At 74.1% G+C, this 25,265-nt stretch carries 23 protein-coding genes; 15 read left to right on the top strand and 8 right to left on the bottom strand.

The window, feature by feature from the left end:
• The first annotated feature begins 67 nt into the window (after positions 1-67).
• The 9 genes from ACWIYF_RS01345 to ACWIYF_RS01385 all read left to right on the top strand — a co-directional run bounded on the left by ACWIYF_RS01345 (position 68) and on the right by ACWIYF_RS01385 (position 8,180).
• Positions 68-2,530, top strand: coding sequence for a chemotaxis protein CheW (locus ACWIYF_RS01345; protein WP_448626314.1), 2,463 nt, complete (start codon positions 68-70; stop codon positions 2,528-2,530).
• Positions 2,531-2,533: 3 nt separating this feature from the next.
• Positions 2,534-2,986: a chemotaxis protein CheW gene (locus ACWIYF_RS01350; RefSeq protein WP_448626315.1), complete on the top strand. Its 453-nt coding sequence runs from the start codon at positions 2,534-2,536 to the stop codon at positions 2,984-2,986.
• Positions 2,987-3,141: 155 nt separating this feature from the next.
• Entirely contained in the window at positions 3,142-4,035 is an 894-nt protein-coding gene (locus ACWIYF_RS01355; RefSeq protein ID WP_448626316.1) for a hypothetical protein, read from the top strand.
• A gap of 349 nt (positions 4,036-4,384) precedes the next feature.
• Positions 4,385-5,506, top strand: a complete 1,122-nt coding sequence (locus tag ACWIYF_RS01360; RefSeq protein WP_448626317.1) for a protein-glutamate methylesterase/protein-glutamine glutaminase — start codon at positions 4,385-4,387, stop codon at positions 5,504-5,506.
• Complete coding sequence (locus tag ACWIYF_RS01365; RefSeq protein ID WP_448626318.1) at positions 5,503-6,327, top strand: CheR family methyltransferase; 825 nt, start codon at positions 5,503-5,505, stop codon at positions 6,325-6,327. Before ACWIYF_RS01360 ends, ACWIYF_RS01365 begins: the two co-directional genes overlap by 4 nt.
• Before the next feature lie 2 nt (positions 6,328-6,329).
• Positions 6,330-6,713 (top strand): response regulator, encoded by a 384-nt coding sequence (locus tag ACWIYF_RS01370; RefSeq protein WP_448626319.1) that lies wholly within the window; start codon positions 6,330-6,332, stop codon positions 6,711-6,713.
• Positions 6,710-7,228, top strand: a complete 519-nt coding sequence (locus ACWIYF_RS01375; protein WP_448626320.1) for a chemotaxis protein CheX — start codon at positions 6,710-6,712, stop codon at positions 7,226-7,228. The genes ACWIYF_RS01370 and ACWIYF_RS01375 overlap by 4 nt, the downstream gene beginning before the upstream one ends.
• 27 nt (positions 7,229-7,255) lie before the next feature.
• Positions 7,256-7,618, top strand: coding sequence for a response regulator (locus ACWIYF_RS01380; protein WP_448626321.1), 363 nt, complete (start codon positions 7,256-7,258; stop codon positions 7,616-7,618).
• A gap of 79 nt (positions 7,619-7,697) precedes the next feature.
• Positions 7,698-8,180: a hypothetical protein gene (locus ACWIYF_RS01385; RefSeq protein ID WP_448626322.1), complete on the top strand. Its 483-nt coding sequence runs from the start codon at positions 7,698-7,700 to the stop codon at positions 8,178-8,180.
• Between the two features lie 124 nt (positions 8,181-8,304).
• Here the strand turns inward: ACWIYF_RS01385 and ACWIYF_RS01390 are convergent, their stop codons facing one another.
• The 5 genes from ACWIYF_RS01390 to ACWIYF_RS01410 all read right to left on the bottom strand — a co-directional run bounded on the left by ACWIYF_RS01390 (position 8,305) and on the right by ACWIYF_RS01410 (position 13,720).
• Positions 8,305-8,763, bottom strand: coding sequence for an ATP-binding protein (locus ACWIYF_RS01390; RefSeq protein ID WP_448626323.1), 459 nt, complete (start codon positions 8,761-8,763; stop codon positions 8,305-8,307).
• 100 nt (positions 8,764-8,863) lie between these two features.
• Positions 8,864-10,564, bottom strand: a complete 1,701-nt coding sequence (locus tag ACWIYF_RS01395) for a SpoIIE family protein phosphatase (protein ID WP_448626324.1) — start codon at positions 10,562-10,564, stop codon at positions 8,864-8,866.
• A 180-nt stretch (positions 10,565-10,744) separates the two neighbouring features.
• Entirely contained in the window at positions 10,745-11,638 is an 894-nt protein-coding gene (locus ACWIYF_RS01400; protein ID WP_448626325.1) for an alpha/beta fold hydrolase, read from the bottom strand.
• A 10-nt stretch (positions 11,639-11,648) separates the two neighbouring features.
• Entirely contained in the window at positions 11,649-12,413 is a 765-nt protein-coding gene (locus ACWIYF_RS01405) for a ZIP family metal transporter (protein ID WP_448626326.1), read from the bottom strand.
• A 110-nt stretch (positions 12,414-12,523) separates the two neighbouring features.
• On the bottom strand, positions 12,524-13,720 hold the full coding sequence (locus tag ACWIYF_RS01410) for an AAA family ATPase (protein WP_448626327.1): 1,197 nt from the start codon (positions 13,718-13,720) through the stop codon (positions 12,524-12,526).
• Positions 13,721-13,884: 164 nt separating this feature from the next.
• On the opposite strand from ACWIYF_RS01410, the gene ACWIYF_RS01415 reads away from it, so the two are divergent.
• From ACWIYF_RS01415 to ACWIYF_RS01430, 4 genes are all read left to right on the top strand, one after another.
• On the top strand, positions 13,885-14,253 hold the full coding sequence (locus ACWIYF_RS01415) for a phage holin family protein (protein ID WP_448626328.1): 369 nt from the start codon (positions 13,885-13,887) through the stop codon (positions 14,251-14,253).
• A 65-nt stretch (positions 14,254-14,318) separates the two neighbouring features.
• Positions 14,319-19,259, top strand: a complete 4,941-nt coding sequence (locus ACWIYF_RS01420; RefSeq protein WP_448626329.1) for an NAD-glutamate dehydrogenase — start codon at positions 14,319-14,321, stop codon at positions 19,257-19,259.
• Between the two features lie 81 nt (positions 19,260-19,340).
• A complete protein-coding gene (locus ACWIYF_RS01425) occupies positions 19,341-20,447 on the top strand; it encodes an MFS transporter (protein WP_448626330.1) in 1,107 nt (368 codons plus the stop codon).
• Between the two features lie 301 nt (positions 20,448-20,748).
• Entirely contained in the window at positions 20,749-21,009 is a 261-nt protein-coding gene (locus ACWIYF_RS01430) for a hypothetical protein (RefSeq protein WP_448626331.1), read from the top strand.
• 213 nt (positions 21,010-21,222) lie between these two features.
• Here ACWIYF_RS01430 and ACWIYF_RS01435 read toward each other — a convergent pair whose 3' ends face one another.
• Both ACWIYF_RS01435 and yaaA read right to left on the bottom strand, forming a co-directional pair.
• Positions 21,223-22,647, bottom strand: coding sequence for an amidase (locus ACWIYF_RS01435; RefSeq protein WP_448626332.1), 1,425 nt, complete (start codon positions 22,645-22,647; stop codon positions 21,223-21,225).
• A complete protein-coding gene (yaaA, locus tag ACWIYF_RS01440; protein WP_448626333.1) occupies positions 22,644-23,432 on the bottom strand; it encodes a peroxide stress protein YaaA in 789 nt (262 codons plus the stop codon). Before yaaA ends, ACWIYF_RS01435 begins: the two co-directional genes overlap by 4 nt.
• Positions 23,433-23,621: 189 nt before the next feature.
• Between yaaA and ACWIYF_RS01445 the strand changes: the two genes are divergently transcribed.
• Entirely contained in the window at positions 23,622-23,936 is a 315-nt protein-coding gene (locus ACWIYF_RS01445; protein WP_448626334.1) for a hypothetical protein, read from the top strand.
• Positions 23,937-23,955: 19 nt separating this feature from the next.
• Here the strand turns inward: ACWIYF_RS01445 and ACWIYF_RS01450 are convergent, their stop codons facing one another.
• Positions 23,956-24,747 carry an exodeoxyribonuclease III gene (locus ACWIYF_RS01450; RefSeq protein ID WP_448626335.1) on the bottom strand — a complete coding sequence of 264 codons (792 nt, stop codon included), beginning with the start codon at positions 24,745-24,747 and terminating at the stop codon, positions 23,956-23,958.
• A 55-nt stretch (positions 24,748-24,802) separates the two neighbouring features.
• Between ACWIYF_RS01450 and ACWIYF_RS01455 the strand changes: the two genes are divergently transcribed.
• Positions 24,803-25,264 carry a RidA family protein gene (locus tag ACWIYF_RS01455; RefSeq protein ID WP_448626336.1) on the top strand — a complete coding sequence of 154 codons (462 nt, stop codon included), beginning with the start codon at positions 24,803-24,805 and terminating at the stop codon, positions 25,262-25,264.
• Position 25,265 lies beyond the last annotated feature (1 nt).

Here is a 25,265-nt window from a genome sequence, read left to right on the forward strand (position 1 = left end):
TGCGAAGCCGCCGATAAGTGACCCGGAGCCCACTGCGCTCCGGTCGAGAACGAGAGAAGAGAGAACTGTGGACGGTCTGGACGACATCGTCGAGGAGTTCCTGGTCGAGAGTCACGAGAACCTCGATCAGCTGGACACGGACCTCGTCGCCCTGGAGCAGGAGCCGAACTCCCGGGAGCGGCTGTCCAGCATCTTCCGCACCATCCACACGATCAAGGGCACCTCGGGCTTCCTGGCGTTCAACCGCCTGGAGGAGGTCACCCACGTCGGCGAGAACATGCTCTCCCGCCTCCGGGACGGCGAGCTCGAGCTCACCCCGCACCGCACCAGCGTGCTGCTGCGCATGGTGGACACCGTCCGGTCGCTGCTGACCTCCATCGAGGCCAGCGGCGGCGAGGGCTCGGTCGACGTCGCCGGCGTCGTGGCCGAGATCAGCGCCGCCATGGAGGACGGCGCCCCGGCCGAGGAGCCGGCGGCCGCCGCGCCCGCCGCGAAGCCGGCCGCGACCCGCACGCGCAAGGCCGCGGCCAAGGCTGCCCCGAGGACGCCGGCCGCCAAGGCCGCCCCCAGGACCGCCGCCGCCAAGGCGCCGGCCACCAAGGCCCCCGCCCGCAAGGCCGCGGCCAAGAAGGCCCCGGCGGAGATCGCCGACCTCGCGCCGGCCGAGGACGTCGTCCCGGAGGTCCCCGTGACCCCGCAGGTGGACGCCCCCGTCGCCGAGGTGCCCGTGCCGCAGCCCCGGCCGGCCGCCGACGACGCCGCCGAGCACACCGACGGCGAGGGCGCGCCCTCGGCCGAGGGCGGTGCGGGCCAGGCCGGTCGCCGCGGCGTCGCCGACAGCACGATCCGCGTCGACGTCGACCTGCTCGACGAGCTGATGCTGCTGGTCGGCGAGCTGGTGCTCACCCGCAACCAGATCGTCCAGTACGTCGGGCGCTCCAACGACACCGACCTGGTGCGGGCCTCCCAGCGGCTCAACCTCATCGCCAGCGAGCTGCAGGAGGGCGTCATGAAGACGCGCATGCAGCCGATCGACCACATCTGGTCCAAGCTGCCGCGCGTCGTGCGCGACCTCGGCCTGCAGCTGAAGAAGACCATCCGCCTGGAGATGGAGGGCCGGGACACCGAGCTCGACAAGACCCTCCTCGAGGCGGTCAAGGACCCGCTGACCCACCTGGTCCGCAACTCCGTCGACCACGGCATCGAGGCCGCCGACGTCCGCAGGGCCAAGGGCAAGCCCGCCGAGGGCGTGCTCACCCTGCGCGCCCGGCACGAGAGCGGACAGGTCGTCGTGGAGGTCGCCGACGACGGCGCCGGCATCGACCCCGCCAGGATCGGCGCCAAGGCCGTCGAGCGGGGCTTGATCAGCCCCGACGCGCTGAACCGGATGGGCGCGCAGGACCTCCTGCAGCTGATCTTCCTGCCGGGCTTCTCCACCGCGGCCGCGGTCACCAACGTCTCCGGCCGCGGGGTCGGCATGGACGTCGTCAAGACCAACATCGAGTCGATCGGCGGCACCATCGAGGTCGAGTCGCAGCCCGGCGAGGGCACCTGCATGCGGCTGCGCATCCCGCTGACGCTGGCCATCGTCCCGGCGCTGACCGTCGAGTGCGCCGGCGACCGCTACGCCATCCCGCAGATCAGCCTGCAGGAGCTCGTGGCGCTCGACGCCGAGAAGGCGGCCACCGCGGTCGAGGAGGTCGGCGGCGCGCCGGTCTACCGGCTGCGCGGCGAGCTGCTCCCGCTGGTCCGGCTCACCGACGTCCTCGACCTCCCCAGCGACCGGCACGACGGCCACGTGGTCATCGCCGTGCTGCGCTCCGAGGGTCGGCGCTTCGGGCTGGTCGTCGACCGCGTCCTCAACACCGAGGAGATCGTGGTCAAGGCGCTCGGCGGGCAGCTGAAGTCGATCGGGCTGTTCTCCGGCGCCACCGTCCTCGGTGACGGCACCATCGCGCTGATCCTCGACGTGCAGGCCCTCTCCCGCCGGGCGCTGCGCACCGAGACCGCGGAGCGGCACGAGGCCCGCGCGGCCCTCGCCGCCGCCGCGGCCGGCGAGTCCGACCGCCAGCGGATGCTGCTGGCCGCTATCGGCGGTGGCCGGCGCGTGGCGATCCCGCTCGACACGGTCACCCGCCTCGAGCAGGTCCGCAGCGAGACCGTCGAGAAGGTCGGCAACCGCGAGGTCGTCCAGTACCGCGGCGCGATCCTGCCGATGGTCCGCCTCGACCGGCACCTGGGCGCCTACGGCGAGACCGACCGCGAGGTGCTCGAGGTGATCGTCTACTCCGACCACGGCCGCAGCGTGGCCATCGTGGTCGAGGAGATCCTCGACATCGTCGACGGCGAGGCCGCCATCCGGAGCGACATCGACGACATGGGCCTGCTCGGCTCCGCCGTCCTCGGCGACAAGGTCACCGAGCTGCTCGACGTCCGTGCCGCGATCCTCGCCGCCGACCCGGCGTTCTACACCGCTCCCCCGTCCCTGCCGGCGACCGACGGCGTCGCGGCTCCGCTGCTGGAGGTCTGACCCGTGTCCGCTCCGACCGAGTTCAAGGCGCCTGCCACGGGCGGCCAGCTGGCCACCTTCTGGCTGGACGGCGACCTGTACGGCGTCGAGGTCGAGCACGTGCAGGAGGTCCTGAAGAGCCAGGGCCTGACCCGCGTGCCGCTCGCGCCGAAGGCGGTGGCCGGCCTGATCAACCTGCGCGGCCAGGTGGTGACCGCCATCGAGCTGCGGGAGCGGCTCGGCCGCCCGCCGCGGCCCGAGGGCACCGACGCCGTCGTCATCGTCGTCCGGCTGCACGGGGAGGCGGTCAGCCTGCTCGTCGACGCGATCGCCGACGTCGTGGACGTCGTCGCCGCCGACTTCGAGGCCCCGCCGGACACCCTCGACGGCCAGGCCCGCGAGCTGATCCGCGGCGCCTACAAGCTGGACGGCCAGCTGCTGCTGGCCCTGGACGTCCAGAAGGCCGTCTCGGCCTGATCACTCAGAGCGACCGGCTGCACACGAGATGCAGCCGGACACGCGGCCGTCACCCACCGGTTCTCCGGCTATCGGGTGACGGCCGCGTGGCGTTCCGGGGCGATGACCGTCAGCATGGGCTGGCCCACTTCCCGGGAACCTCTGGAGGCGCTGCCGTGCCCTACTCGCTGGTCAGTGCCGCCACGCTGGGATTCGACCTGGTGCGCCTGCCGTCCGGTCGCCACGTGGCCGAGGTGCTGCTCACCGGGCTGAACGCGGACGCCGCCACGCTCGAGCGCCTCGCCGCCGCGCACCCGGGCCGGGAGGCCTCCGCCGAGCACCGGGGAGTCCTGGCCGTCCGCACGCGTCGCGCCCGGGAGCTGGCCTCCGGCGTGCCGCACGTCAGCGGCGTGGCCGGACGCGCCGCCGCGGCCGAGGACCGCACCGCCGTCCTCGTCGACCAGCTGGAGCGCGGCACCATCGGCAACGCCCCCACCCTCGAGCGGCTGCTCCGCGAGGACGTGCTGGGGCCCGAGCACGCTGCCGGCGCCTCCGTGGCCGAGCAGATCCGCGCCGAGGCGGCCGACGTCCTCGCCGACGCGGCGGTCGGCTTCTGGGCCGCCGAGGTCCTGCCGCCGCTGGTGCACCGCGAGCTCACCGCCGCCTACCACCGCGCCGCGGTCGGCTGGGGCGGCCTGCCGGACCTGGGTCCGGCCACCGACGAGCTGACCGAGCTGCTCGCCGCCATCGCCGGGCTGGACGGCGCCGGCCGCGGTCGCTGGCGCGCCGCCGTCGACGAGGGCCGTGCCGAGCACCGGCCGTGGGCCTCGGCGATGCACGACGCCTGCTGGGCCGCGCACGTCTCCGACCGCACCCGCACGCTCGCGACCGCACAGCTGCACGCCGTCCGCGCCTTCGTCGACGGCGGCTTCGACGGCCGGGACGGCGCGCACGGCGTCTGGAACGCCGTCGCCGGCTGCGTCCAGGGTGTGGCCATGGCCGACCTGCTCGACGAGGGCTCGCTCGCCGTGCTGCGCGCCCCGTGGCTGAGGGTCACCACCGCCCGCTGACCAGCGGGGCCCCGCCCCTGCCGCCTTTCCCCGTCTCCGTCCCCGGCTGCGGCGAAAGCGGCGACCGAGCAATTCCGGTGGACCTGTCGACATCCCGGTCACGGGCTTTCCGTGTCGACATTCCGACAATTGCAAGCCGATTGCTGGGCGGAGAAAAAAATGGTCCGCGCGTCGGCGTTTCACTCGTGGTCCCGCATTCCCATCCGTCACTCTCGTCCCTGCACACGACAGCCGCCCCGGGACGAGAACGGATTCCTCCCCATTCCGCGCTCAACCCGGGCGTCGCTGGTGCCGATAAAGCATCGACAGCCTGCTGGGCTGGCGCCCGGCAGAAAGCAGGAGGAAGCGCGTGGACCCGATCCGGGTGATGGTCGTCGACGACTCGGTCGTCGTACGCAAGATCGTGACCGACGTGCTGTCCGAGGACCCCTCCATCGAGGTCGTGGGCACCGCCGTGAACGGCAAGGTGGCCCTCGCCAAGCTCGACCAGCTCAAGCCCGACCTGCTCACCATGGACATCGAGATGCCGGAGATGAACGGCATCGAGGCGGTCCGGGCCATCCGGGCGGGTTCCGGGGGATCCGGGCGCAGCCGCGTGCCGATCATCATGTTCAGCACGCTGACCGAGCGCGGGGCGTCGGCGACGCTCGACGCGCTGTCCGCCGGGGCCAACGACTACGTCACCAAGCCCGCCAACGTGGGCAGCGTCGCCCAGTCGATGGAGAGCGTGCGCGAGCAGCTCATCCCGAAGATCAAGGCGTTGCTCGGCCGTCCGGTGGGCCCCGGCCCGCGGACCGCCGCTCCCCCGCCCCCGACGCCGCGGCCACCGGCCCCGCGCACGGGACCGGCCCGCAAGCCCGCCGTCCTGGTCATCGGCTCCTCCACCGGCGGCCCCGAGGCGCTGGCCCGCGTGCTGCCGGCCCTGCCGGCCACGCTGCCGGTTCCGGTGCTGCTCGTGCAGCACATGCCCCCGGTGTTCACCCGCCAGTTCGCCCAGCGGCTGGACCGGCTCTCCGCCCTCCGGGTCGTGGAAGCGGTCGACGGGACGCCGCTGCAGCCGGGCACCGTCCACCTCGCGCCCGGGGACCGGCACCTCGTCGTCCGGCCGTCCGGCCGCGGCCCCCACACCGCGCTGACCCAGGACCCGCCGGAGAACTTCTGCCGCCCCGCCGTGGACCCGCTCTTCCGCTCCGCGGTGTCGGTCTACGACGGCGCCGTCCTCGGCGTCGTGCTCACCGGCATGGGCCACGACGGCCGGGCCGGCGCGGGCGCGATCCGCGAGGCCGGCGGCACCGTGCTGGTCCAGGACCAGGCCACGTCCGTCGTCTGGGGCATGCCCGGCGCGGTCACCCAGGCCGGCTACGCCGACGAGATCCTGCCGCTCGACCGCGTCGCCGAGGCCATCAACCGGCACCTGTCCGGTCTGCCCAGCGGGTCCCCCGCTCCCGCAACGGTCGGAGGCCGGCGATGACACTGCCCACCACGAGCTTCGACTGGGTGCGCCAGCTGGTGCACCGGGAGAGCGCGATCGTCCTCCAGCCCGGCAAGGAGTACCTGGTCGAGGCCCGGCTGCTGCCGGTCGCCCGGTCCATGGGGCTGCCCGACGTCGGCAAGCTGGTCGACACGGTGCGCAGCCGGCCCAGCCCCGACGCCACCCGGAAGATCGTCGAGGCCCTGACCACGAACGAGACGTCGTGGTTCCGGGACGGCGACCCGTTCACCGCGCTGACCTCGACCGTGCTGCCGGCGCTGATGGCCGCCCGCGGGCCGGCCGAGCCGCTGAAGATCTGGTCGGCGGCCTGCTCGAGCGGCCAGGAGCCGTACACGATCGCAATGCTGCTCGAGGACGCGCTGCCCAACGCGGCGTCGCGGGTCTCGATCACCGCCACGGACATCTCCCGCGAGATGGTCGAGCGCACCCGCGCCGGCCGGTTCAGCCAGCTGGAGGTCAACCGCGGCCTGCCCGCCCCCATGCTGGTCCGGCACTTCGCCCGGGTCGGCACCGAGTGGGAGGTGGCCCCGGCGCTGCGGCGCATGGTGACCGCCTCGGAGTGCAACCTCGCCGCTCCGCTGCCGCGGATGGGCCCGTTCGACGTGGTCTACCTCCGCAACGTCCTCATCTACTTCGACCTGAGCACCAAGCAGGCGATCCTCCGGCGGGTGCGCGAGCTCATGCGCCCCGACGGGTGGCTGTTCCTGGGCGCCGCAGAGACGACTCTCGGCGTCGACGACTCCTGGGAGCGGGTCGTGATCGGCCGCAGCTCCGCCTACCGCCCGCTGAAGGGGGCCTGAACGTGCGTGCTCTGGTGATCGACGACTCCCGCGCCATGCGCCGGATCGTCACGGGAATCCTCGAGGGCCTCGGCTTCGAGGTACGCGACGCCGGCCACGGCCGGGAGGGGCTCGACGTCCTCGACGAGGGCTGGATCCCCGACCTCGCCTGCGTGGACTGGAACATGCCGGTGATGGACGGCCTGCAGTTCGTCTCGGCCGTCCGCGCCAATCCGGCCTGGCGGAACGTGACGATCATGATGGTCACGTCCGAGAGCGAGCACACGCAGATCGTGCGCGCCCTGGCCGCCGGCGCCCACGAGTACGTGATCAAGCCGTTCACCGCCGACGCGATCCGCGACAAGCTCGCGCTGCTCGGCCTGCTCCCGCAGGAGGTCGTCCTGTGACCACCTTCGACACCGGCGAGCGCCGTCGCAGCAGCGACGTCCGCCCGGTCATCCCCGACCTGATCGACGAGACCACCGTGCTCTCGATCGCCGAGGAGGCGTGGATCGCGCTCGTCGGCGAGGACGAGGTGCTCGTCCCGGTGCCCGAGCCGCTCCCGGCCGAGGTGCTGTCCAGCTGGGTCGACGTCGTCGGCCCGTGGACCGGCAGCGTCGTCCTCACCACCGGCCGGCAGACCGCCGCCGAGCTGACCCGGGCGCTGCTCGGGGAGTTCGCACCCGAGTTGCTCGAGCACGAGGACGTCGCCGACGCCTTCGGCGAGATCGCCAACGTCGTGGGCGGCAACGTCAAGGCCGCCCTGCCGGGCCCCTCCGGGCTCGGCCTCCCCGAGGTCGGCGACGCGCCGGCCGTCCGGAACCCCGCCGACGTCGTCCGCATCGACGTCCTGTGGCGGGGCCAGCCGGTCGCCATCTCCGCGCAGGGCGCGCTGCCGCCGCTGCCGGTGTCCCACCCCTGAATCCGCGTCACGAGAGTAGGTGTCCCTGTGAAGATCCTCGTCGCCGACGACAGCCGCGTGATGCGGCAGATCGTCATCCGCACGCTGCGCCAGGCCGGTTACGACGACCACGACATCGTCGAGGCCGAGGACGGCGCCGACGCGCTGGCCAAGGTCGGTTCGGAGAAGCCGGACCTGGTCCTGTCCGACTGGAACATGCCCAACATGACCGGCATCGAGTGCCTGCAGGCGCTGCGCTCGTCCGGCTCCGACGTCCCGTTCGGGTTCGTCACCTCGGAGGGCTCGCCGGAGATGCGGGACCGCGCCGCCAACGCCGGTGCCCTGTTCCTCATCGCCAAGCCGTTCAACGAGGAGACGTTCAAGGACGCCCTCGACGGGGTGATCGTATGAGGCGCGAGCGTGCGAGCGCCTCGATGATCACAGCCACCCAGGTGCTCGTCGCGACGACGAGCGCGAGCGAGGAGGAGAGATGAGCACCGTCGTGCTGCCGGCCGCCAAGGACGTCCGCGACATGCTCGCGGGCCTGCTCGGCAAGCCGGTCACCGTCAACCCGGGCCCGCCGGTCACCCCGACGGAGAAGAACCCGGTGTCGGTGGCGGTCTACGTCGACCCGCAGATGGCGATCAACGCCCTCTGCGTGATGGACCTCGCCGCCTCCGCCTACACCGGCGGCGCGCTGGCCCTGCTGCCCCCCGGCGGCTGCCAGGACGCGGTCGAGGAGGACGGCGAGCTCACCGGCCTGATGGCCGAGGCGCTGCACGAGGTCGTGAACGTGCTCTCCGCGATGTTCAACGTCCCCGGTGCCCCGCACTCCAAGCTGCACAAGCTCTACGCGCCCGGCGAGGACCTGCCGGGTGACGTGGCCGGCATGCTGGCCAACTTCAACCGGATCGACCTCGCCGTCGAGGTGCCCGGCTACGGCAAGGGCGGCCTCTCGCTGGTCCTGCCGTAGAGCCAGGCGCCGCTACAGGCACAGGAGGCTTCACCCGCGTATCCGCCGTGGACGCAGGTGAGGCCTCCTGTGCCTATGCGCGCAGGCGGGTGTGATGGGTGGTGCACGTGGAACGCACCGGTCCTCAGACCAGCGCGGCCTCGCGCTCCTCGATGGTGCTGGGCAGGCACGCCCACACGTGCTTGCAGGAGCCGTCGACGTACCAGCCGTGGGCGACCGACAGCCGCGCCACCAGGTGCAGGCCGAGCCCGCCCTCGGAGGGGTCCCGGTCGACCGCCGGCGCGGGCATGGCGTCCGCGGCCCGGTCGCTGACGTCGAGCAGCCAGCCGCCGCTGCCCGCGATGACGGTGGCCACCACCGGGCGCTCCCCGTGCCGCAGCCCGTTCGAGGCCAGTTCGTCGAAGGCGAGGATGAGGCGCTCCGCCGCGGGGTCGTCCTCGTCGCGCGGGAAGCCCACGTCGTCGAGTCGGCTGCGCAGCACCGAGCGCGCGGCCGGGAGTTCCGCGATCCCACCGAGCTGCCAGCGCCAGACCTCCCCGCGGCCATCCGGCAAGGGCCGTAATGGCCAGGTCATACGAGCCATGCCTCCTCCGTCGCCGTCCGCTTTCTCGGACGCCTCCTGAAGTGCCCAGGAACCCGCCCGTCCAACCCCCGAACGCGGCTCGGCACCCCGTGCGGGTGGGTCAGCGAGGCCGGGCGGCGGGGTGGAGGTGGACGGCGACCAGGGCGACGTCGTCCTGCGGGGTGCCCTGCAGCAGGCGGTCGAGCAGCTCGTCGCACAGCTCGTCCAGCGGACGGTCGGCCAGCTCCTCAAGGCAGGCGCGCAGGTGGGCCAGGCCCTCGTCGATGGTGCTGCCGCGGCGCTCGATCAGGCCGTCGGTGTAGAGCAGCACGGTGCTGCCGGGCGCGATGTCGGCGACCGACTCCGCGCGCACCGCGTCGGCGTCCACGCCGAGCATCAGGTCGCCGATCCGGCCGCCGAGCACGGTGACCGTCCGGTCGGGGGAGAGCACCAACGGGGGCGGGTGGCCGGCGTTGGCCCAGCGCAGCCGCAGGCCCTCTCCCGTCCCGTCCAGCCCCTCCAGGAGGGCGACCGCCGCGGTCGCCAGCGTGCCGGTGTGCATGGACTCGATCGCCTCGTCCAGCCCGCGCAGCACCTCCGCCGGTCCGGCGCCGCTGTGGTGCGCGATGCCGCGCAGCAGCGCACGCAGCTGGCCCATGGCCGCCGCGGCGGCGGTGTCGTGGCCGACGACGTCGCCGATCACGAGCACCGGCGTCCCGTCCCGGTGCAGGAACACGTCGTACCAGTCGCCGCCCACCCGGGCCGCCTCGGCGGCCGGGACGTACCGGACGACGACCGTGGTCCCCGGGATCGCCGGCGGCTCGGTGAGCAGGCTGCGCTGCAGGGCCTCGGCGAGCTGCGCCTGCTGGCTCTGCCGGTGCACGCGCTCGATCGCCCGGCCGGCCTGGGCGGCGACCTCGCGCGCGGTCTCGATGTCCTCCTCGGCGGCCACCCGCCCCGGGTCGTCGTACATGGTGAGGACGCCGACCGTGCGGCCCGGGGCCGGCAGCGGCAGCACGACGGCCCGCTCCGGCCCCAGCTGCTCGAGCAGGTCACGGGCCGGGCCCGGCCGCATGAGCGCGAGGACGTCGGCGACCGACTCCGTGACGGAGGTGCCCGCGGTCAGTGCCAGGGCGACCGGCGAGGTGGGCGGCAGCGTCTCCAGCCGCACCGCCGCGTAGCGCCGCAGCAGGTCCCGGCGGTGCGGGTCGGCGTGCCACGAGCCGACGTCCCGCGCCCGCCCGTCCCGGTCGACCACCGTGACGATGCAGGCGTCGGTCAGCGTCGGGACGACGAGCCGCGCCAGCCGCCCGAGCGCGGAGACGCCGTCGAGCGCCCCCGCGAGCTCGGCGTTCACCCGCGCCAGCAGCCCGAGCCGGGCCGTCGAGCGCCGCGCGGCCTCCTGGGCGACGTGCCGGGAGGTGACGTCGAGGAAGTAGACGGCCAGCCCGTCGGGGCGCGGCCAGGCGCGCACCTCGTACCACCCGGAGCGCTGCCCGCGGTACGGGGCCTCGAAGGCGACCGCGTGCCCGGTCGCGACGGCCTCCCGGTAGGCGGTCTCGAACCGGCTGCCGACCATCCGGGGATAGACCTCCCACATGGAGCGGCCGAGGATGTCCTCCCGCGCCTCCGGCATCATCCGGTCCATCTCGGCGTTGATGTACCGGAACCGCCACTGCCGGTCGAGCAGGAAGAAGGCGGCGGGCATCCCCTCGAGGACGTCGGCGAGGGCGTCGTGGTCGATCCGCCCGCCGGCGCCGACCACCACGCGGAGCGCGGGACCGCAGCCGGGAGCGGACACCGGGACCTGTTGTTCCGTCACCTCAGCCCTCCAGCAGTCGGGCCCGTCGCGGCCCCGCTGTTGGAGCGCGCCCTGCCGCACGCCGCGCGGGCAGGACGGACACCGCAGATTGTGGCCGTGGTCACGACCGCTGCCAAGGATCTCGGGTGTGCGTCCGGAAACGATGCGGTCACGGCGGGTGCGGACGCGGCGTGCCGATGACTAGCGCGCCGCCGTCCGCAGGGCGTCGGCGATCGCGGCCACGCCCTGCGGCGCCCAGACGATCGAGTCGTGGTTGGTGTCGGGGACGGGGACGGCGGTGACGCCGGCCCGGTCGGCGCCCAGGCGGGCCAGCCGCTGCTCGTCGTAGAGCCCCTGCGGCTGGTCGGCCATGCCCCGCGGTGCCCACAGCAGCGTGACCGGCACCGGCAGGTCCGCGGTGGCCTGCAGCACGCGCTCGTTCAGCAGCATGTCCGCGCCGTCCGCCCGCACCGCCTCCGGGACGACGGAGCTGCGCAGCCGCGGCGGCGCGCCGGCGACGTCCCGCGCGAGGAACGCGGCCACCGACGGGACGTCGACCCAGGGGCCCACCGTCGGGTGCCGCGCCCAGAACGCCCGCACCGCGGCGAGGTCGGGGAACGTCGTCCCCAGCCGGTCGAGGGTGCTGCCGAGCATGGCGGCGAGCATCGCGTCGGCGTCGTCCCCCGGTGGCCGGGGGAACGGCAGGCCACCGTCGACGAGAACCAGGCCGCGAACGCGGTAGCGGGCGACGTCCGCGGCGGCGAGGGCGGCGACGAAGCCGCCCATCGAGTGCCCGCCGAGCACCGCGTCGCCGAAGCGGTCGAGCACGGCGGTGAGATCGGCGGCGTGCACGGCCAGGCCGTAGGGGCCCGGCAGTCCGGCCGAGCCGGCCCGCCCGCGCAGGTCGGGCGCCACCACCTCGACCTCCCCGGCGAGCTCGTGCGCGACCCGCGCCCAGACCATCGCGTTGGAGGTGATGCCGTGCAGCAGGACGACGACGGGCGCGCCGGCGGAAGCGGCCGCCCAGTGCAGCACCGAGAGCTCACCGCCGGCGACGGGCACGCGCAGCTGCTCGGGGTCCCGGAGATCGGTCACCGGTCCAGTCTCACCCGGCGAGGTCGATGGCGAAGGCGACGAGGAACCCCACGGCGGCGATCACCCCGGTCCACGTGCGGGTGCGCTCGAACGCCTCGGGGATCATCGTGTCGGCGATCATGGTGAGGATCGCGCCCGCCGCGACCGCCGTGATGACCGCGACCAGCTCGGGCGGCGCCCCGCCGAGCGCGACGTAGCCGAGCAGCGCGGACAGCCCGCTGATCACCGCGATGCCGGTCCAGACGCCGAACACGTACCGGGCCGGGCGGCCCGCCGCCTTCATGCCGGCCGCGCTGGAGAGGCCCTCGGGCACGTTGGAGATGAAGACGGCGGCCAGCACCGACAGGCTCACCCCGCCGCCGCTGAGCAGCCCGATCCCGAGGACGACGGACTCCGGCACGCCGTCCAGCAGCGCCCCGACCGCGATCGCCATGCCGCTGCCCGCCTGCTCGTCCTCCGAGGGCTGCGCCTCGTCCGGATTGCTGCCGGAGCGCTTGCGGTGCTGCGCCCCGTGCCGCGTGAGCAGCCAGTTCGCCGCGACGTAGGCCACCGAGCCGGCGAGGAAGCCGAACCCGGCGGCGGCCAGCCCACCCTCGTCGGCCGCCTCCTCCATCAGGTCGAAGGCGACCGCCGAGATCAGCACGCCGGAGCCGAACGCCATGACCGAGGCGATGGCGTCCCGCGGCACCTGCGTGAACCAGGCGACCAGCGCGCCCAGCACCAGCGCGCCGCCGCCGAGCAGTCCCCACAGCCCGGCCTCCAGCCACGTCGGCACGCGCACCCCTGTCGTCGGTCACCCGGGCGACGGTTGCCCTCGGCCAACGATCTCTAACCACGCGGGCTTTATCGGGATAGAGCACCGTGCTTTATCCCGATAAGGCACGGTTAGTCCGGGTGGCGGAGGAGGTAGCGGCCGAAGTGCGGGACGGTGAAGGCGATCTGGCCGCGCTCGGCCGAGTAGACCAGGCCCTTCTTGATCAGCGAGTCGCGGGCCGGCGACAGCGACGCCGGCTTGCGGCCCAGCGAGACGGCGACCTCCGACGTCGCCACCGCGCTGCCCTGCGAGCCGCCGAGCTCGGCCATCGCGTGCATGTACTCCCGCTCGGCGGGGGTGGCGCGGTCGTAGCGGGAGCCGAAGAAGCCCACCGCCAGCTCCGCCTCAGCGACCGGGGCGGCCATCGCCACGTCGTCCGCGGTGATCGGCGAGGCGGCCGCGACGTCCCAGGTGACCTTGCCGTAGGCCTGCACGAAGTACGGGTAGCCGTCCGCGGCGGCGTAGAGGGCGTCGAGCGCGGCCGGCTCGAAGGTGACCTCCTCCCGCTCGGCCGGGGCGAGCAGCGCCCGATCGGCGGCGGCGCGGTCGAGGCGGTCGATGCGCAGGTAGCGGAACAGCCGCTCGGAGTAGCTCTTCGACGCCGACAGCACCGCCGGCAGGTGCGGCAGGCCGGCGCCGACCACGATCAGCGGCGCGCCCTGCTGGGAGAGCTCGTGGCAGGCCGCGCAGATCGCCGAGACGTCGTCGGGCTGCACGTCCTGCATCTCGTCGATGAACAGCGCGATGCCCTTGCCCACGTCGGCCGCGAGCCCGGCCGCGTCGCTTAGCAGCTCGACCAGGTCGATCTCCATGTCGCCGGAGTCGGCCCGGCCCAGCGCCGTCGGCACGTCGATGCCGGGCTGCCAGCGGTCGCGCACCTTCGCGGCCGCGCCTTCCCCGCCCACCCCGCGCAGCGCGAAGGCCTTGAGCACCCCGAGGACGGCGTCCATCGACTCCTGGTCGGGGTGCCGCAGCTCGCGCAGCGCCATGTGCAGCGCCGAGGACACCGGCCGCCGCAGCGACTGCTCGGGCCGCGCCTCGATCTTGCCGGTCCCCCACCCGCGCCCGATCGCCGCCGACCGCAGCTGGTTGAGCAGCACGGTCTTGCCCACGCCGCGCAGCCCGGTCAGGACCAGCGAGCGCTCGGGGCGGCCGTGGGCGATCCGCTCCAGGACGACGTCGAAGGCCGTCAGCTCCGCGTCGCGGCCGGCCAGCTCGGGCGGGCGCTGCCCGGCGCCGGGCGCGTAGGGATTCCGCACGGGGTCCACGGCGAGCACCGTATGGCCCTCTCTAGGGATCGCCGTAGACATCCGTAGAACGGCGTAGCGCGTGTCGTCGATGCCCTCGTCTGCGGCCGTCTAGCGACGACGCTAGACGACGGTAGAGCGTCGAAGATGCCGTCGTGCCAGCTCGGCGGCGCTAGCGTGATCGCGTGATCAAGCTTCTGATCAAGGTCGTCCTCATGGCGGTCGTCTTCTACTTCGTGGCGAAGTACGTGCCGGGGATCCAGGTGGACGAGAACCCCAACGCCGTGCTGGGACTGTCGATCACCTTCGTCTGGCTGGCCCTGCTCTTCGCGGTCGTCAACGCGATCCTCGGCCCGGTGATCAAGCTGCTGTCGCTGCCGTTCCTCATCCTCACGCTCGGGCTGTTCTACCTGGTCATCAACGCGGCCCTGCTCGGTCTCACCGCGCTGCTGTCGACCAAGCTGGACGTCGACGGCTTCGGCGCGGCGATCATCGGGGGGCTGATCCTCGCCGTCGCGAGCTGGCTCTTCGACCTCCTCCTGCGGCGGGACTGACCGTCCCCGCGCGACCCGCCGCGTCGCCGTGACGCCCGCCACGGTCGGGGTTAGCGTGGGCCTCCATGGCGACCACCACCGGCGTCGTCCCGGAGACCCCGGGGCGCGCGCGGGAGGACGACGTCCCCCCGGCCGACGAGCCGGCGGCTCCCACCGAGCTCGCCGCCCTCGAGGCCGAGCGGGACGAGAAGCGACGGCTGCTCGACCGCGCCGCCGAGACCGCGGTCGAGGGCGGCGCACGGCCTCCCCTGCCGGCCGGCTGCGCCCCCGCTGACGTCCCCGCGCTGCTGCAGCGCTACTACTGGAGCGAGCCGGCCGCCGAGGTGCTCGGCCACGACCCGGCCGACCTGGCGGCCCTCGCACTGGGCCACCTGAGGCTGGCCGAGGTCCGCCCGCAGGGGGCGGCGACCGTCGACGTGCAGCGGCTCGACGACGGGCGGGCGATCGTCCGGATCGTCACCGACGACATGCCCTACCTCGTCGACTCGGTCACCGCGGAGGTGGTGCGGCAGGGCGTGGGCCTGCAGCACGTCGTCCACCCGGTGGTCGTCGTCCGCCGGGACGTCACCGGCCGGATCCGGGCCTTCTGCGACAGCTCCTCCCCCGAGGGCTGCGGCGCCGACGCGCTGCCCGAGTCGTGGATGGCCGTCGTCCTCGACGGGCCGGTGGACGACGAGGCGGCGGCCGACCTGGTCGTCGGCCTGCGCACGGTCCTCGCGGACGTGCGCGCGGTGCACGAGGACGCCGACCGCATGCACGCGCGGGCGCTGCAACTGGCCGACCGCCTCGAGCAGCTCGCCGCGAACGGGTCCGGCGGCGATCCCTCCGACGACCCGGCCGAGGCCGCCGCGCTGCTGCGCTGGCTCGCCGACGGCAACTTCGTCTTCCTCGGCGCCCGCGACGTCGAGCCGGCGCCGTCGCGTGGCAAGAGCGCCGTGCGCGCCCTCCCGGGCACCGGCCTCGGGGTGCTGCGCAGCGACACCGACATGAGCGCCGCCGTCCTCACGGCGCCGGAGGCCCGGCGCTCCACCGGGCAGCGCCTGGTCACGGTGACCAAGGCCGACGCGCGCTCGCCGGTGCACCGGCGGGCGTGGATGGACCTCGTCGTGGTCACCCTCCCGGACGGCGACGGCAACCCGCGCCAGCACCGGCTGGCCGGCCTGTTCCCCACCGCCGCGTACACCACCAGCGTCCTGGACGTGCCGCTCGTGCGCCGCCGGGTGGCCGAGGTGATCGCGCGCTCGGGCGTGCCGGCCGACAGCCACACCGGCAAGGCGCTGCTCGACGTCCTGGAGACCTATCCCCGCGACGAGCTGATGCAGGTCGGCACCGACGAGCTGCTGCCCGTCGCGATGGCCGTGCTCTACCTGCAGGAGCGCCGGCAGCTGCGGCTGTTCCTCCGCCTGGACCCCGCCCGCCGCTTCTGGTCGGCGCTGGTCTACCTGCCGCGCGACCGGTACACGACCGAGGTCCGCACCCGCATGCAGCAGGTGCTGCTGGAGCGGCTGGGCGGCACGGCGATCGAGTACACCGCGTGGTCGACGGAGTCGGTGCTGACCCGGCTGCACTTCGTCGTCCGGGTGCCGCAGGGCCGCCGGGGCACGCCGCGGCCGCCGGACGTCGACGTCGAGGCGCTGCAGGCCGAGCTGGCCGCCGTCGCCCGCAGCTGGACCGACGAGCTGGCCGAGGCGCTGCACGCCCGCCACCCCGCCGCCGAGGCCGAGCGGATCCTGGCCCGCGTCGCCGACGCCTTCCCCGCCGCCTACCAGGAGGACTTCCCCGCCGCGCGCGCCGTCGCGGACCTCGAGCAGCTCGACGGGCTGGACGCCGGCGGCATGGCGCTGCGGCTGTGGACCCCGCCGGACGCCGCCGCGTCCGAGCGCCGGCTCACGATCTACCGCGTCGGCCAGCGGCTGCTGCTCTCCGACGTCCTGCCGGTGCTGCAGCACATGGGCGTCGACGTCGTCGACGAGCGGCCGTACGAGATCGACCGGATCGGCGCGCCGCTGGCCTGGATCTACGACTTCGGGCTGACCACGTCAGTCGAGGACCTGCCCCTGCTGCGCTCGCTGCCGGAGCGGTTCACCGAGGCGATCAGCGCCGTCTGGCGCGGGGACGCCGAGGACGACGGCCTCGGCGCGCTGGTGCTGCTGGCCGGGCTGAACTGGCGCCAGGTGACGGTGGTGCGCGCCTACGTGCAGTGGCTGCGCCAGACCGGGCTGCCGTTCGGGCAGGACTACGTCGAGGCGACGCTGGCCGCCCACCCGCAGATCGTCGCCCGGCTGGTCGCGCTGTTCGAGACCCGCTTCTCCCCCGGCCGGGACGCCGGTCGCGAGGCGCGCCAGCAGGACCTGGTCGCGTCGCTGCGCGCGGCGATCGGCGAGGTCGCGTCGCTGGACGCCGACCGCGTCCTCACCGCGCTGCTCGCCGCGGTCACCGCCACCCAGCGGACGACGTACTACGCCGGCGGCCCGCTCGCGCTCAAGCTGCACCCGGCCGACGTCCCCGACCTGCCCGAGCCCCGGCCGCAGCGGGAGGTCTGGGTCAGCTCACCGCGGGTGTCGGGCATCCACCTGCGGTTCGGCGCGGTGGCCCGCGGCGGGCTGCGCTGGTCCGACCGGCCGGAGGACCTGCGCACCGAGGTGCTCGGCCTGGTCAAGGCGCAGATGGTGAAGAACACCGTCATCGTGCCGACCGGGGCCAAGGGCGGCTTCGTGGTCAAGCAGCCCCCGCCGGACGGCGCCTCCCGGGACGCCGTCCTCGCCGAGGGCCAGGCCTGCTACCGGCTGTTCATCGGCGCGCTGCTGACGCTGACCGACAACCTGGTCGACGGCCGCGTCGTGCCGCCGGAGCGCGTGGTCCGGCACGACGGCGACGACTCCTACCTGGTCGTGGCCGCCGACAAGGGCACCGCCACCTTCTCCGACCTGGCCAACGAGGTCGCGCTCGAGCGCGGGTTCTGGCTCGGCGACGCATTCGCCTCCGGCGGGTCGGTCGGCTACGACCACAAGGCGATGGGCATCACCGCCCGCGGCGCGTGGGAGTCGGTCACCCGGCACTTCCGCGAGCTCGGCGTCGACGTGCAGAAGGAGGACTTCACCGTCGTCGGCATCGGCGACATGTCCGGCGACGTGTTCGGCAACGGGATGCTGCTGTCGGAGCACATCCGGCTGATCGGGGCGTTCGACCACCGGCACGTGTTCGTCGACCCCACCCCCGACGCGGCGACGTCCTTCGCCGAGCGCCGGCGGCTGTTCGACCTCCCCCGCTCCTCGTGGGCCGACTACGACGCCGCGCTGATCAGCCCGGGCGGCGGCGTCTGGCCGCGGACGGCGAAGTCGGTGCCGGTCTCGCCGCAGATGCGCACCGCGCTGGGCCTGGCCGACGACGTGGAGTCGCTCTCCCCCGTCGAGTTGATCCGCGCGATCCTGCTCGCGCCGGCCGGCCTGCTGTTCAACGGCGGCATCGGCACCTACGTGAAGGCGCGCGAGGAGAGCGACCTCGACGTCGGGGACAAGGCCAACGACGCCGTCCGGGTGGACGGCGAGCAGTTGCGGGTCCGGGTGGTCGGCGAGGGCGGCAACCTCGGGCTCACCCAGCGCGGCCGGGTGGAGTTCGCGCTGGCCGGCGGCAAGGTCAACACCGACGCGATCGACAACTCCGCCGGCGTGGACACCTCCGACCACGAGGTGAACATCAAGATCGCGTTGAACGGCGTCGACGGGCTGTCCCCCGACGGCCGGGCGGCCCTGCTCGGCGAGATGACCGACGAGGTCGCTTCCGCCGTCCTCACCGACAACCACGCGCAGAACGCGACGCTGGCCGTGGAGGTGAGCTCCGCCCGGTCGCTGCTCGACGCGCACGAGCGGTTCATCCGCTCGCTGGAGCGTTCGGGCCGGCTGGTGCGCAGCGTCGAGGCGCTGCCCGACGAGCGCGTCCTGGTCCAGCGCCGGCGCGACGGGCAGGCCCTGACCGGTCCGGAGCTGTCGGTGCTGCTCGCCTACGCCAAGCTCGAGACCGGGGACGCCGTCCTGTCCTCGGCGCTGCCGGACGACCCGGCGCTGGAGGACCTGCTCGTCCAGTACTTCCCGACGCCGCTGCGGACCCGGTTCCCTGCCGCGATCATCGACCACCCCCTGCGGCGGGAGATCATCTCCACCGCGGTGACCAACCGGGCGGTCAACATCGCCGGCGTCACGGGGCTGTTCCGGCTGCGCGAAGAGACCGGGGTCCCGCTGGCCGCGGTGGTCCGGGCGCACGCGATCGCCCTCGCCGTCTTCGGCGTCGACCGGATGTGGGACGCCGTCCGGCCGCTGGACAACCAGGTGCAGGCGGCCGTGCAGATCGAGCTGCGGACCGAGGCGACGCGGCTGGCGGAGCGGGCGGCCCGCTGGCTGCTGCGCCTGCCCGCGGTGACCGGTGAGCACCCGGCTCCGCTGGCCGAGGTGACGGAACGGTTCGCGGCACCCGTGGCCGAGGTGCGCGCGGGGTTGCCGCACTGGCTGCTCGGCGCCGAGGCGAGGGCCTACGCCGAACGGGCGGCGCGGCTGCAGGAGGCCGGCGTGCCCGCGGACCTGGCCGCCGCGGCCGCGGCCGCCCACCTGCTCCCCTCGGCCCTCGACCTCGCCGTCGTGGCCGAGCAGACCTCCGCGCCGATCGCGCTGGCGGCGCAGGTCCAGCAACGACTGGCCGAGCGGCTCGGTGTGGTCCCGCTGCGGGAGCGGATCATCGCGCTCCCCCGCGACCGCCGCTGGAACTCGATGGCCCGGGCGACGCTGCGCGACGACCTCGCCTCCGAGCAGGCCCGCTTGATCGTCGAGGTGCTGCGGAATCGGTCGGCGGACGACGAGCCGGCCTCGGCGCTGGTGGAGGCATGGGTGTCGTCCTGGGACCCCGCCCAGCGCCGTGCTGCCGCGCAGCTGACCGACATCGCCAGGGGGGACCGCCAGGAGCTCGCCGAGCTGCTGGTCGCCGTCCGGACCCTCCGCGGCCTGCGCCACCGCTGAGGCGGCCGCCCGAGATCGGCTCGGCAGGACGCACGGCCGCGTCGAGTTGTGGACGGGACACGGGCGTCGCACACTCGATCTGTGTATCGATACACAGAGGCGCAGCGGCAGCCGGAGCCCGGCCGGCCCGACTCGTTCGTGCGGGACGCACCCACCGTGCTCTCCTACGCCCTGCTGGGCTGCTACACCTTCTGGCTGTACGCCTTCGGGCCGGCGGTCACCCTGCTGCGTGCGGAGCTGGGGTTCTCCTACACGCTGCTCGGCCTCTATTCCGTCCTGTGGTCGGCAGGCGCGGCGCTGGCCGGGGCCGGCTTCGCGTGGGCGTCCCGCCGCCTGGCGAGGGGCGCGCTGTTGTGGTGCTCGGCCGTGGCCACCGTGCTGGGTGCCGGCCTGTTCACCCTCGGCGCGGGCGTGCCGGTCACGCTGCTCGGAGCCGGGGTGTTCGGTCTGGCCGGGACGACGCTGCTCGCCGTCGTCCAGGCGGTCCTGTCCGACCGGCACGGCAGCCGGCGGGACCGTGCGCTGACCGAGGCGAACATCGGCGCCGGTGCGTCCGCGGTGGTCGCCCCGCTGGCCCTCGGCGTGCTGGCGGCGAGCGCGGTGGGCTGGCGCGCCACGTTCGCGGTGCCGGCCGTCGTCCTGGCCGTGCTCTACCTGCGCTACCGCCGCGAGTCGCTGCCGGCGGCGCCTCGGCACCACGCCGCGGAGGGAGCCGGCGGTCTGCCGATGGCCTGCTGGCTGTTCGCGGTGTTGACCGCGGTCAGCTCGGCGATCGAGTTCTGCCTGGTGTACTTCGGCCCCCAGCGGCTCCTCGACACCGGCCTGTCCGCGGCCGCCGCCAGCACCGCGCTGAGCAGCAACTTCCTCGGCATCCTGGTCGGGCGTCTGCTCGGCGCGGGGCTCACCCGCCGTCCGGGCCGGAGCGTCGTCCTCCTGTACTCCTCGCTGGCCGTCACCGGCGCGAGCTTCGTCCTGTTCTGGCTGACCGACCGGCCGGCGCTCGCCGTCCTGGGGCTGTTCGCATGCGGCGTGGGCATCGCGAACCTCTATCCGCTCGCGCTCGCGCTGACCCTCGACGCGGCGCGCGGACGTGAGGACCGGGCCAACGCCCGCTCGCAGCTGATCCTCGGCGTGGTCGCCGCCGTCTCCCCTACCTGCTCGGCTGTCTGGCGGACCGGTACGGGCTGACCGCCGCCTTCGCGCTGGAGCCGGCGCTGATCGGCATCGGCCTTCTCCTGCTGTGGGGCGGGCTCCGCGCTCGACGCCCAGGTGCGTCCCGGCCGTCTAGCTCGACCGCTAGAGAGCCGTAGACCGCGGCAGAGGGCGGGCCGCAGCCGGGATCAGCTGGGCTGATCGGACGGGCTTCTGGCTCACGGTGGGGCGTGAGGGAGGACCCGTTGCGGTGAGGTAGGACGACGACCGGCGCGTCACCCGCGCCGCGTGGGCGCCATCCTCGCGTTGTGCCGCGCGGGTGAGCGAGGATGGCCGGGTGGCGTCCCTGTGGTTCCCCGGGGAGGGGCGCAACGAGGACGACGAGGCGTTTCTCGCCGAACTGCGCGCCTGCGCCGACGCCCGGGGTCTCGTCGACGCGACGCCGGCGGACTCCACACTGTTCACGTGGGAGTACGTACTCGTCCTCCTCGTCGAGGTGCCCGGGCTCCAGGGCATCCCCGCGAAGCCGACCCTCGAGGTGGTCGTGGATGTCCAGCGCCACCTCTTCGAGGTCGGCTGGAGACCCGCGGCTACCTGACCGAGGCAGCTGAGGCCCTGGACCTGGCCGGTGTGGAGACTGGTTCGACCGGCAGCTGCGGCGACCGGTGGAGCGGGCCACCTGGATGATCTGGCGTGGGGAGTGCTCGGCCTTGCGGCTCGCGGACACCGGGGAGGTCAACGACGCCCAGGACTTCTGGGCTAAGTCCGTCTCGGGTCGTCTAGCGACACCGCTAGAGAACCGTAGAAGAGCTCAGAGGTCCGGACGGCGGTCGGCGAAGCGGGTCGCCTGCTCGAAGGCGTGCCCCACCTCGAGCACCCGCCGGTCGGCGCGCGGGGCCGCGACGATCTGCAGGCCCACGGGCAGCCCGTCGGGGGTGAACCCGCCGGGCACCGACAGCGCCGGGCAGCCGGTGGGGGAGAGGATCGTGCACGAGCGCATCCACTCCAGGTAGTTCTCCTGCGGCACCCCTCCGATCTCCGTCGGGTACTCCAGCTCCACCGGGAACGGCAGCACCTGCGTCGTCGGCGCCAGCAGCACGTCGTAGCGCTCGAAGAACTCCACCACGCGCTCGTACAGCTGCGTGTGCGCCACCTCGGCCCGCGCGACGTCGGCGCCGGTGAGCTTCGCACCCATCTCGGCGTTCCACCGGATGCTCTCCTTGACCAGCTCCGGCGTCCGCCGCGACTTCTCCAGGTGCGCCTGCTCGAACAGCCAGGCCCGCAGGGTGGAGAACACCTCGTCGGCGCCGGAGAGGTCGGGGCAGTCCTCCTCGACGGTCGCCCCGAGGTCGGCGAACACCCCCAGGGACGACGACAGCACCGAGGTGATCGCCGGATCGACGGTCACCCGGCCGCCGAGGTCCGGCGTCCACGCCACGCGCAGCCCGCGCAGGTCGGCGTCCAGCGGGCCCGCGAAGGCCGACCCCGGTGACTCCAGCGAGATGGGCACCCGCGGGTCCGGGCCGGCGATCGCGGAGAGCTGCAGCGCGACGTCGCCCACCGTCCGGCCCATCGGCCCCTGCACCGACAGCGTCGACCAGCCGAGCGGCGAGGGCCACATCGGCACCCTGCCCGGGGTGGGCCGCAGGCCGACGACGTTGCAGAACGCCGCCGGGTTGCGCAGCGAGCCGCCCATGTCCGACCCCTCGGCCACCGGCACCAGCCCGGCGGCCAGTGCCGCGGCCGCTCCCCCGCTGGACCCGCCGACCGACAGCCCGTGCCGGTACGGGTTGTGGGTGGCTCCGAAGACCGGGTTGAAGGTGTGCGACCCGGCGGCGAACTCCGGCACGTTCGTCTTGCCGACCCGCACGGCCCCGGCCGCACGAAGCCGCGCGACGATCAGCTCGTCGCGCGCGGGCACGGTGGTGGCGAACAGGGGCGAGCCCCACGTCGTCCGCATGCCGCCGGTCGCGTGGGTGTCCTTGTGCGCGACGGGCAGCCCGTGCAGCGGGCCGATGTCCTCCCCGGCCGCCAGCGCCGCGTCGGCGGCGTCGGCCGCCGCCCGCGCGCCCTCGGCGTCAAGGGTCACGATCGCGTTCACCGCCGGGTTCACCCGCTCGATGCGCTCGAGGTGGGCGTCGAGCAGCTCGCGCGCCGAGATCTCGCGCGTGCGGACCAGCGCGGCCAGCTCCGTCGCCGGCCGGAAGCAGAGGTCTGCGTCTGGGTGGAGGCTCACCCGGCGAGGTTCCCACGCTGGGCGCGGGTTGTGACCACCTGGTCGGCCGGGACGACGAGGGTCAGCGCGCAACCGCCGTCGTGCTCGACGGTCCAGCCGTTGCGCCGCAGCAGCGCCCGCAGCCGGACGACGTCCGCGGGCTCCGCCGTCGTCGTCGCCAGGAACCGCGCCAGCCGGCCCTTGTGCGCCTTGTTGAAGTGGCTGACCACCGCCCGTGCGCCGTCCGGCCGCTCGCTGAGCACGGTGACGGACACCGCACCCGGCGCTGGCGCGAGCGCGGCGTACGAGCCGCTGCGCAGGTCGACCACCAGGTCCTCGACGCCGGCCAGGACCGGCCCCAGCGCCGGCTTCCACAGCGCCCGCAGCGTCGGCAGTCCCGGCAGCTGCGAGCCGGCGGAGAGCCGGTAGGCCGGGATGCGGTCGCCGTCGCGGACCAGCCCGAACAGCGCCGAGCCGACCGCCAGCCGCGCCGCGGCCCGAGCCCGCTGGGCCTGCGTCATCGACCGGACGTCGAGCGCGTCGTAGAGGACGCCGGTGTAGCGCTCCAGCGCCGGCATGGTGGGGGAGGAGAACAGCGCCGCGTTGCGGGTGATCTCGCCGTCCTGCTGCGCCGAGAGGCCGAGCGCCGCCCGGGCGGCGGGGACGTCGTCGGCGAGCGCGGCCAGCGCCTCGGCCAGCCGCGCGCGCACCGGCGTCAGCGCGGGTGAGGAGAGGGATTTCAGGTCGAGCGGGGCGCCGGACCCGCCGGGGGACTTGGTCTCGGACGGGGGGAGCAGGACGAGCACGAGGGGCCAGGTTACGTGCGGGAGCGGACGGCGAGCCGGAGGCCGGCGGGCGGGTCGGCGGAGCCCTGCCCGCGAGCGCGCTGAGAACTTCCTGAGAGGACGGGCGAGAGCCTGGCGTACCGCGGCCGGGCGGCGCAGCATCGGCAGTGCGGCACCACGCCGCGCAGCCCTCCGAAGGGAGAGGACGCCATGACGACGCCACGTGGGACCTCACCGGAGCGGCCCGGCAATGCCTCGCCGGCCGAGATGTCGCTGGCCGAGAAGCTCGCGTGCGAGCGCGAGGCACGGCACGACGTCGCGGCCCGCGGACGCATCGCCGACGTCGCCCCCGTGCAGCACTACCTCACCCACACCCGGTGCGAGGACAGCCGCCACCCGTCGGCCGGTGGCGAGCACCGGATGACGCACCACCACGCACGTCCCGCTCCGACGGGGTTGTCGGGCTGGCTGCGCTGGGGCGAGGACGGGCCGGCGAGCGAGAGCCCGCACTTCCCGCCCGTCTGAGCCGGCCGGCTCGGCGACCTCAGTCCGTCAGCCGGACGGCGACGGGCGCGTGGTCGCTCGCTCCCTTGCCCTTGCGCTCCTCGCGGTCGATGAGGGCTGCGTCCACCCGCGCGGCGAACGCCGGGGAACCGAGGACGAAGTCGATCCGCATGCCCTCGCGCCGCGGGAAGCGCAGCTGCGTGTAGTCCCAGTAGGTGTAGACCCCGGGGCCGGGCGCGTACGGGCGGACGACGTCGGCGTACCCAGCGTCCACGATCGCCCGGAACGCCGCCCGCTCCGGCGGTGAGACGTGGGTGGCGTGCGCGAACACGGCCATGTCCCACACGTCGTCGTTCTCCGGCGCGATGTTCCAGTCCCCGACGAGTGCGATCGGCGCGTCCGGGTCCTTCTCCACCCACCCCGCCGCGGTCTCCCGCAGGGCGGCCAGCCACTCCAGCTTGTACGTGTAGTGCGGGTCGGCGAGCGTCCGCCCGTTGGGCACGTAGAGGCTCCACACCCGGACGCCGCCGCAGGTCGCGCCGAGCGCCCGCGCCTCGGTGTCCGGATCGTCTCCCCAGCACGGCTGGCCCGGGAAGCCGATCTCGACGTCCTCCAGCCCGACGCGGGACAGGATGGCCACCCCGTTCCACTGGGAGAACCCCACGTGCGCGACCTGGTAGCCCAGCTCGGTGAAGCGCTCGTCGGGGAACTGGTCGTCACGGCACTTGGTCTCCTGCAGCGCCAGCACGTCGACGTCCCGGCGCTGCAACCAGGCGGCCACCCGGTCGGCCCGGCTGCGGATGGAGTTCACGTTCCAGGTGGCGATCCGCACGCGGCCAACCCTAGGTCGCTTCCCCGACAGTCCTGCGGCGGCCAGGGTGACCCCCATGGACGTCGACGCACGACTGCGCGAACTCGGGATCGAGCTCCCCACGCCCCGCGCCCCGGGAGGCAACTACGCCCCGGCGGTGACGGCCGGCGACCTCGTGTACCTCTCCGGCGCCGGGCCCGCGCGCCCCGACGGCAGCATGGTCACCGGCAAGGTGGGGGACGGCGGGCTGAGCGTCGACGAGGCGCGCGAGGCGGCCCGGCTCACCGGTCTGCAGCTGCTCGCGGTGCTCAAGGACGAGATCGGCGACCTCGGGCGGGTGCGTCAGGTCGTCAAGCTGCTCGGCATGGTCAACTGCCGGCCCGGCTTCAACCAGACACCGGCCGTGATCAACGGATGCTCCGACCTGCTCGTCGAGGTCCTCGGCGATCGCGGCCGCGGCGCCCGCTCGGCGGTGGGCATGGCCGAACTGCCCTTCGACATCAGCGTCGAGGTCGAGGCGATCGTGCTGATCGACTGAG

This window comes from Geodermatophilus sp. URMC 64 (assembly GCF_053502555.1).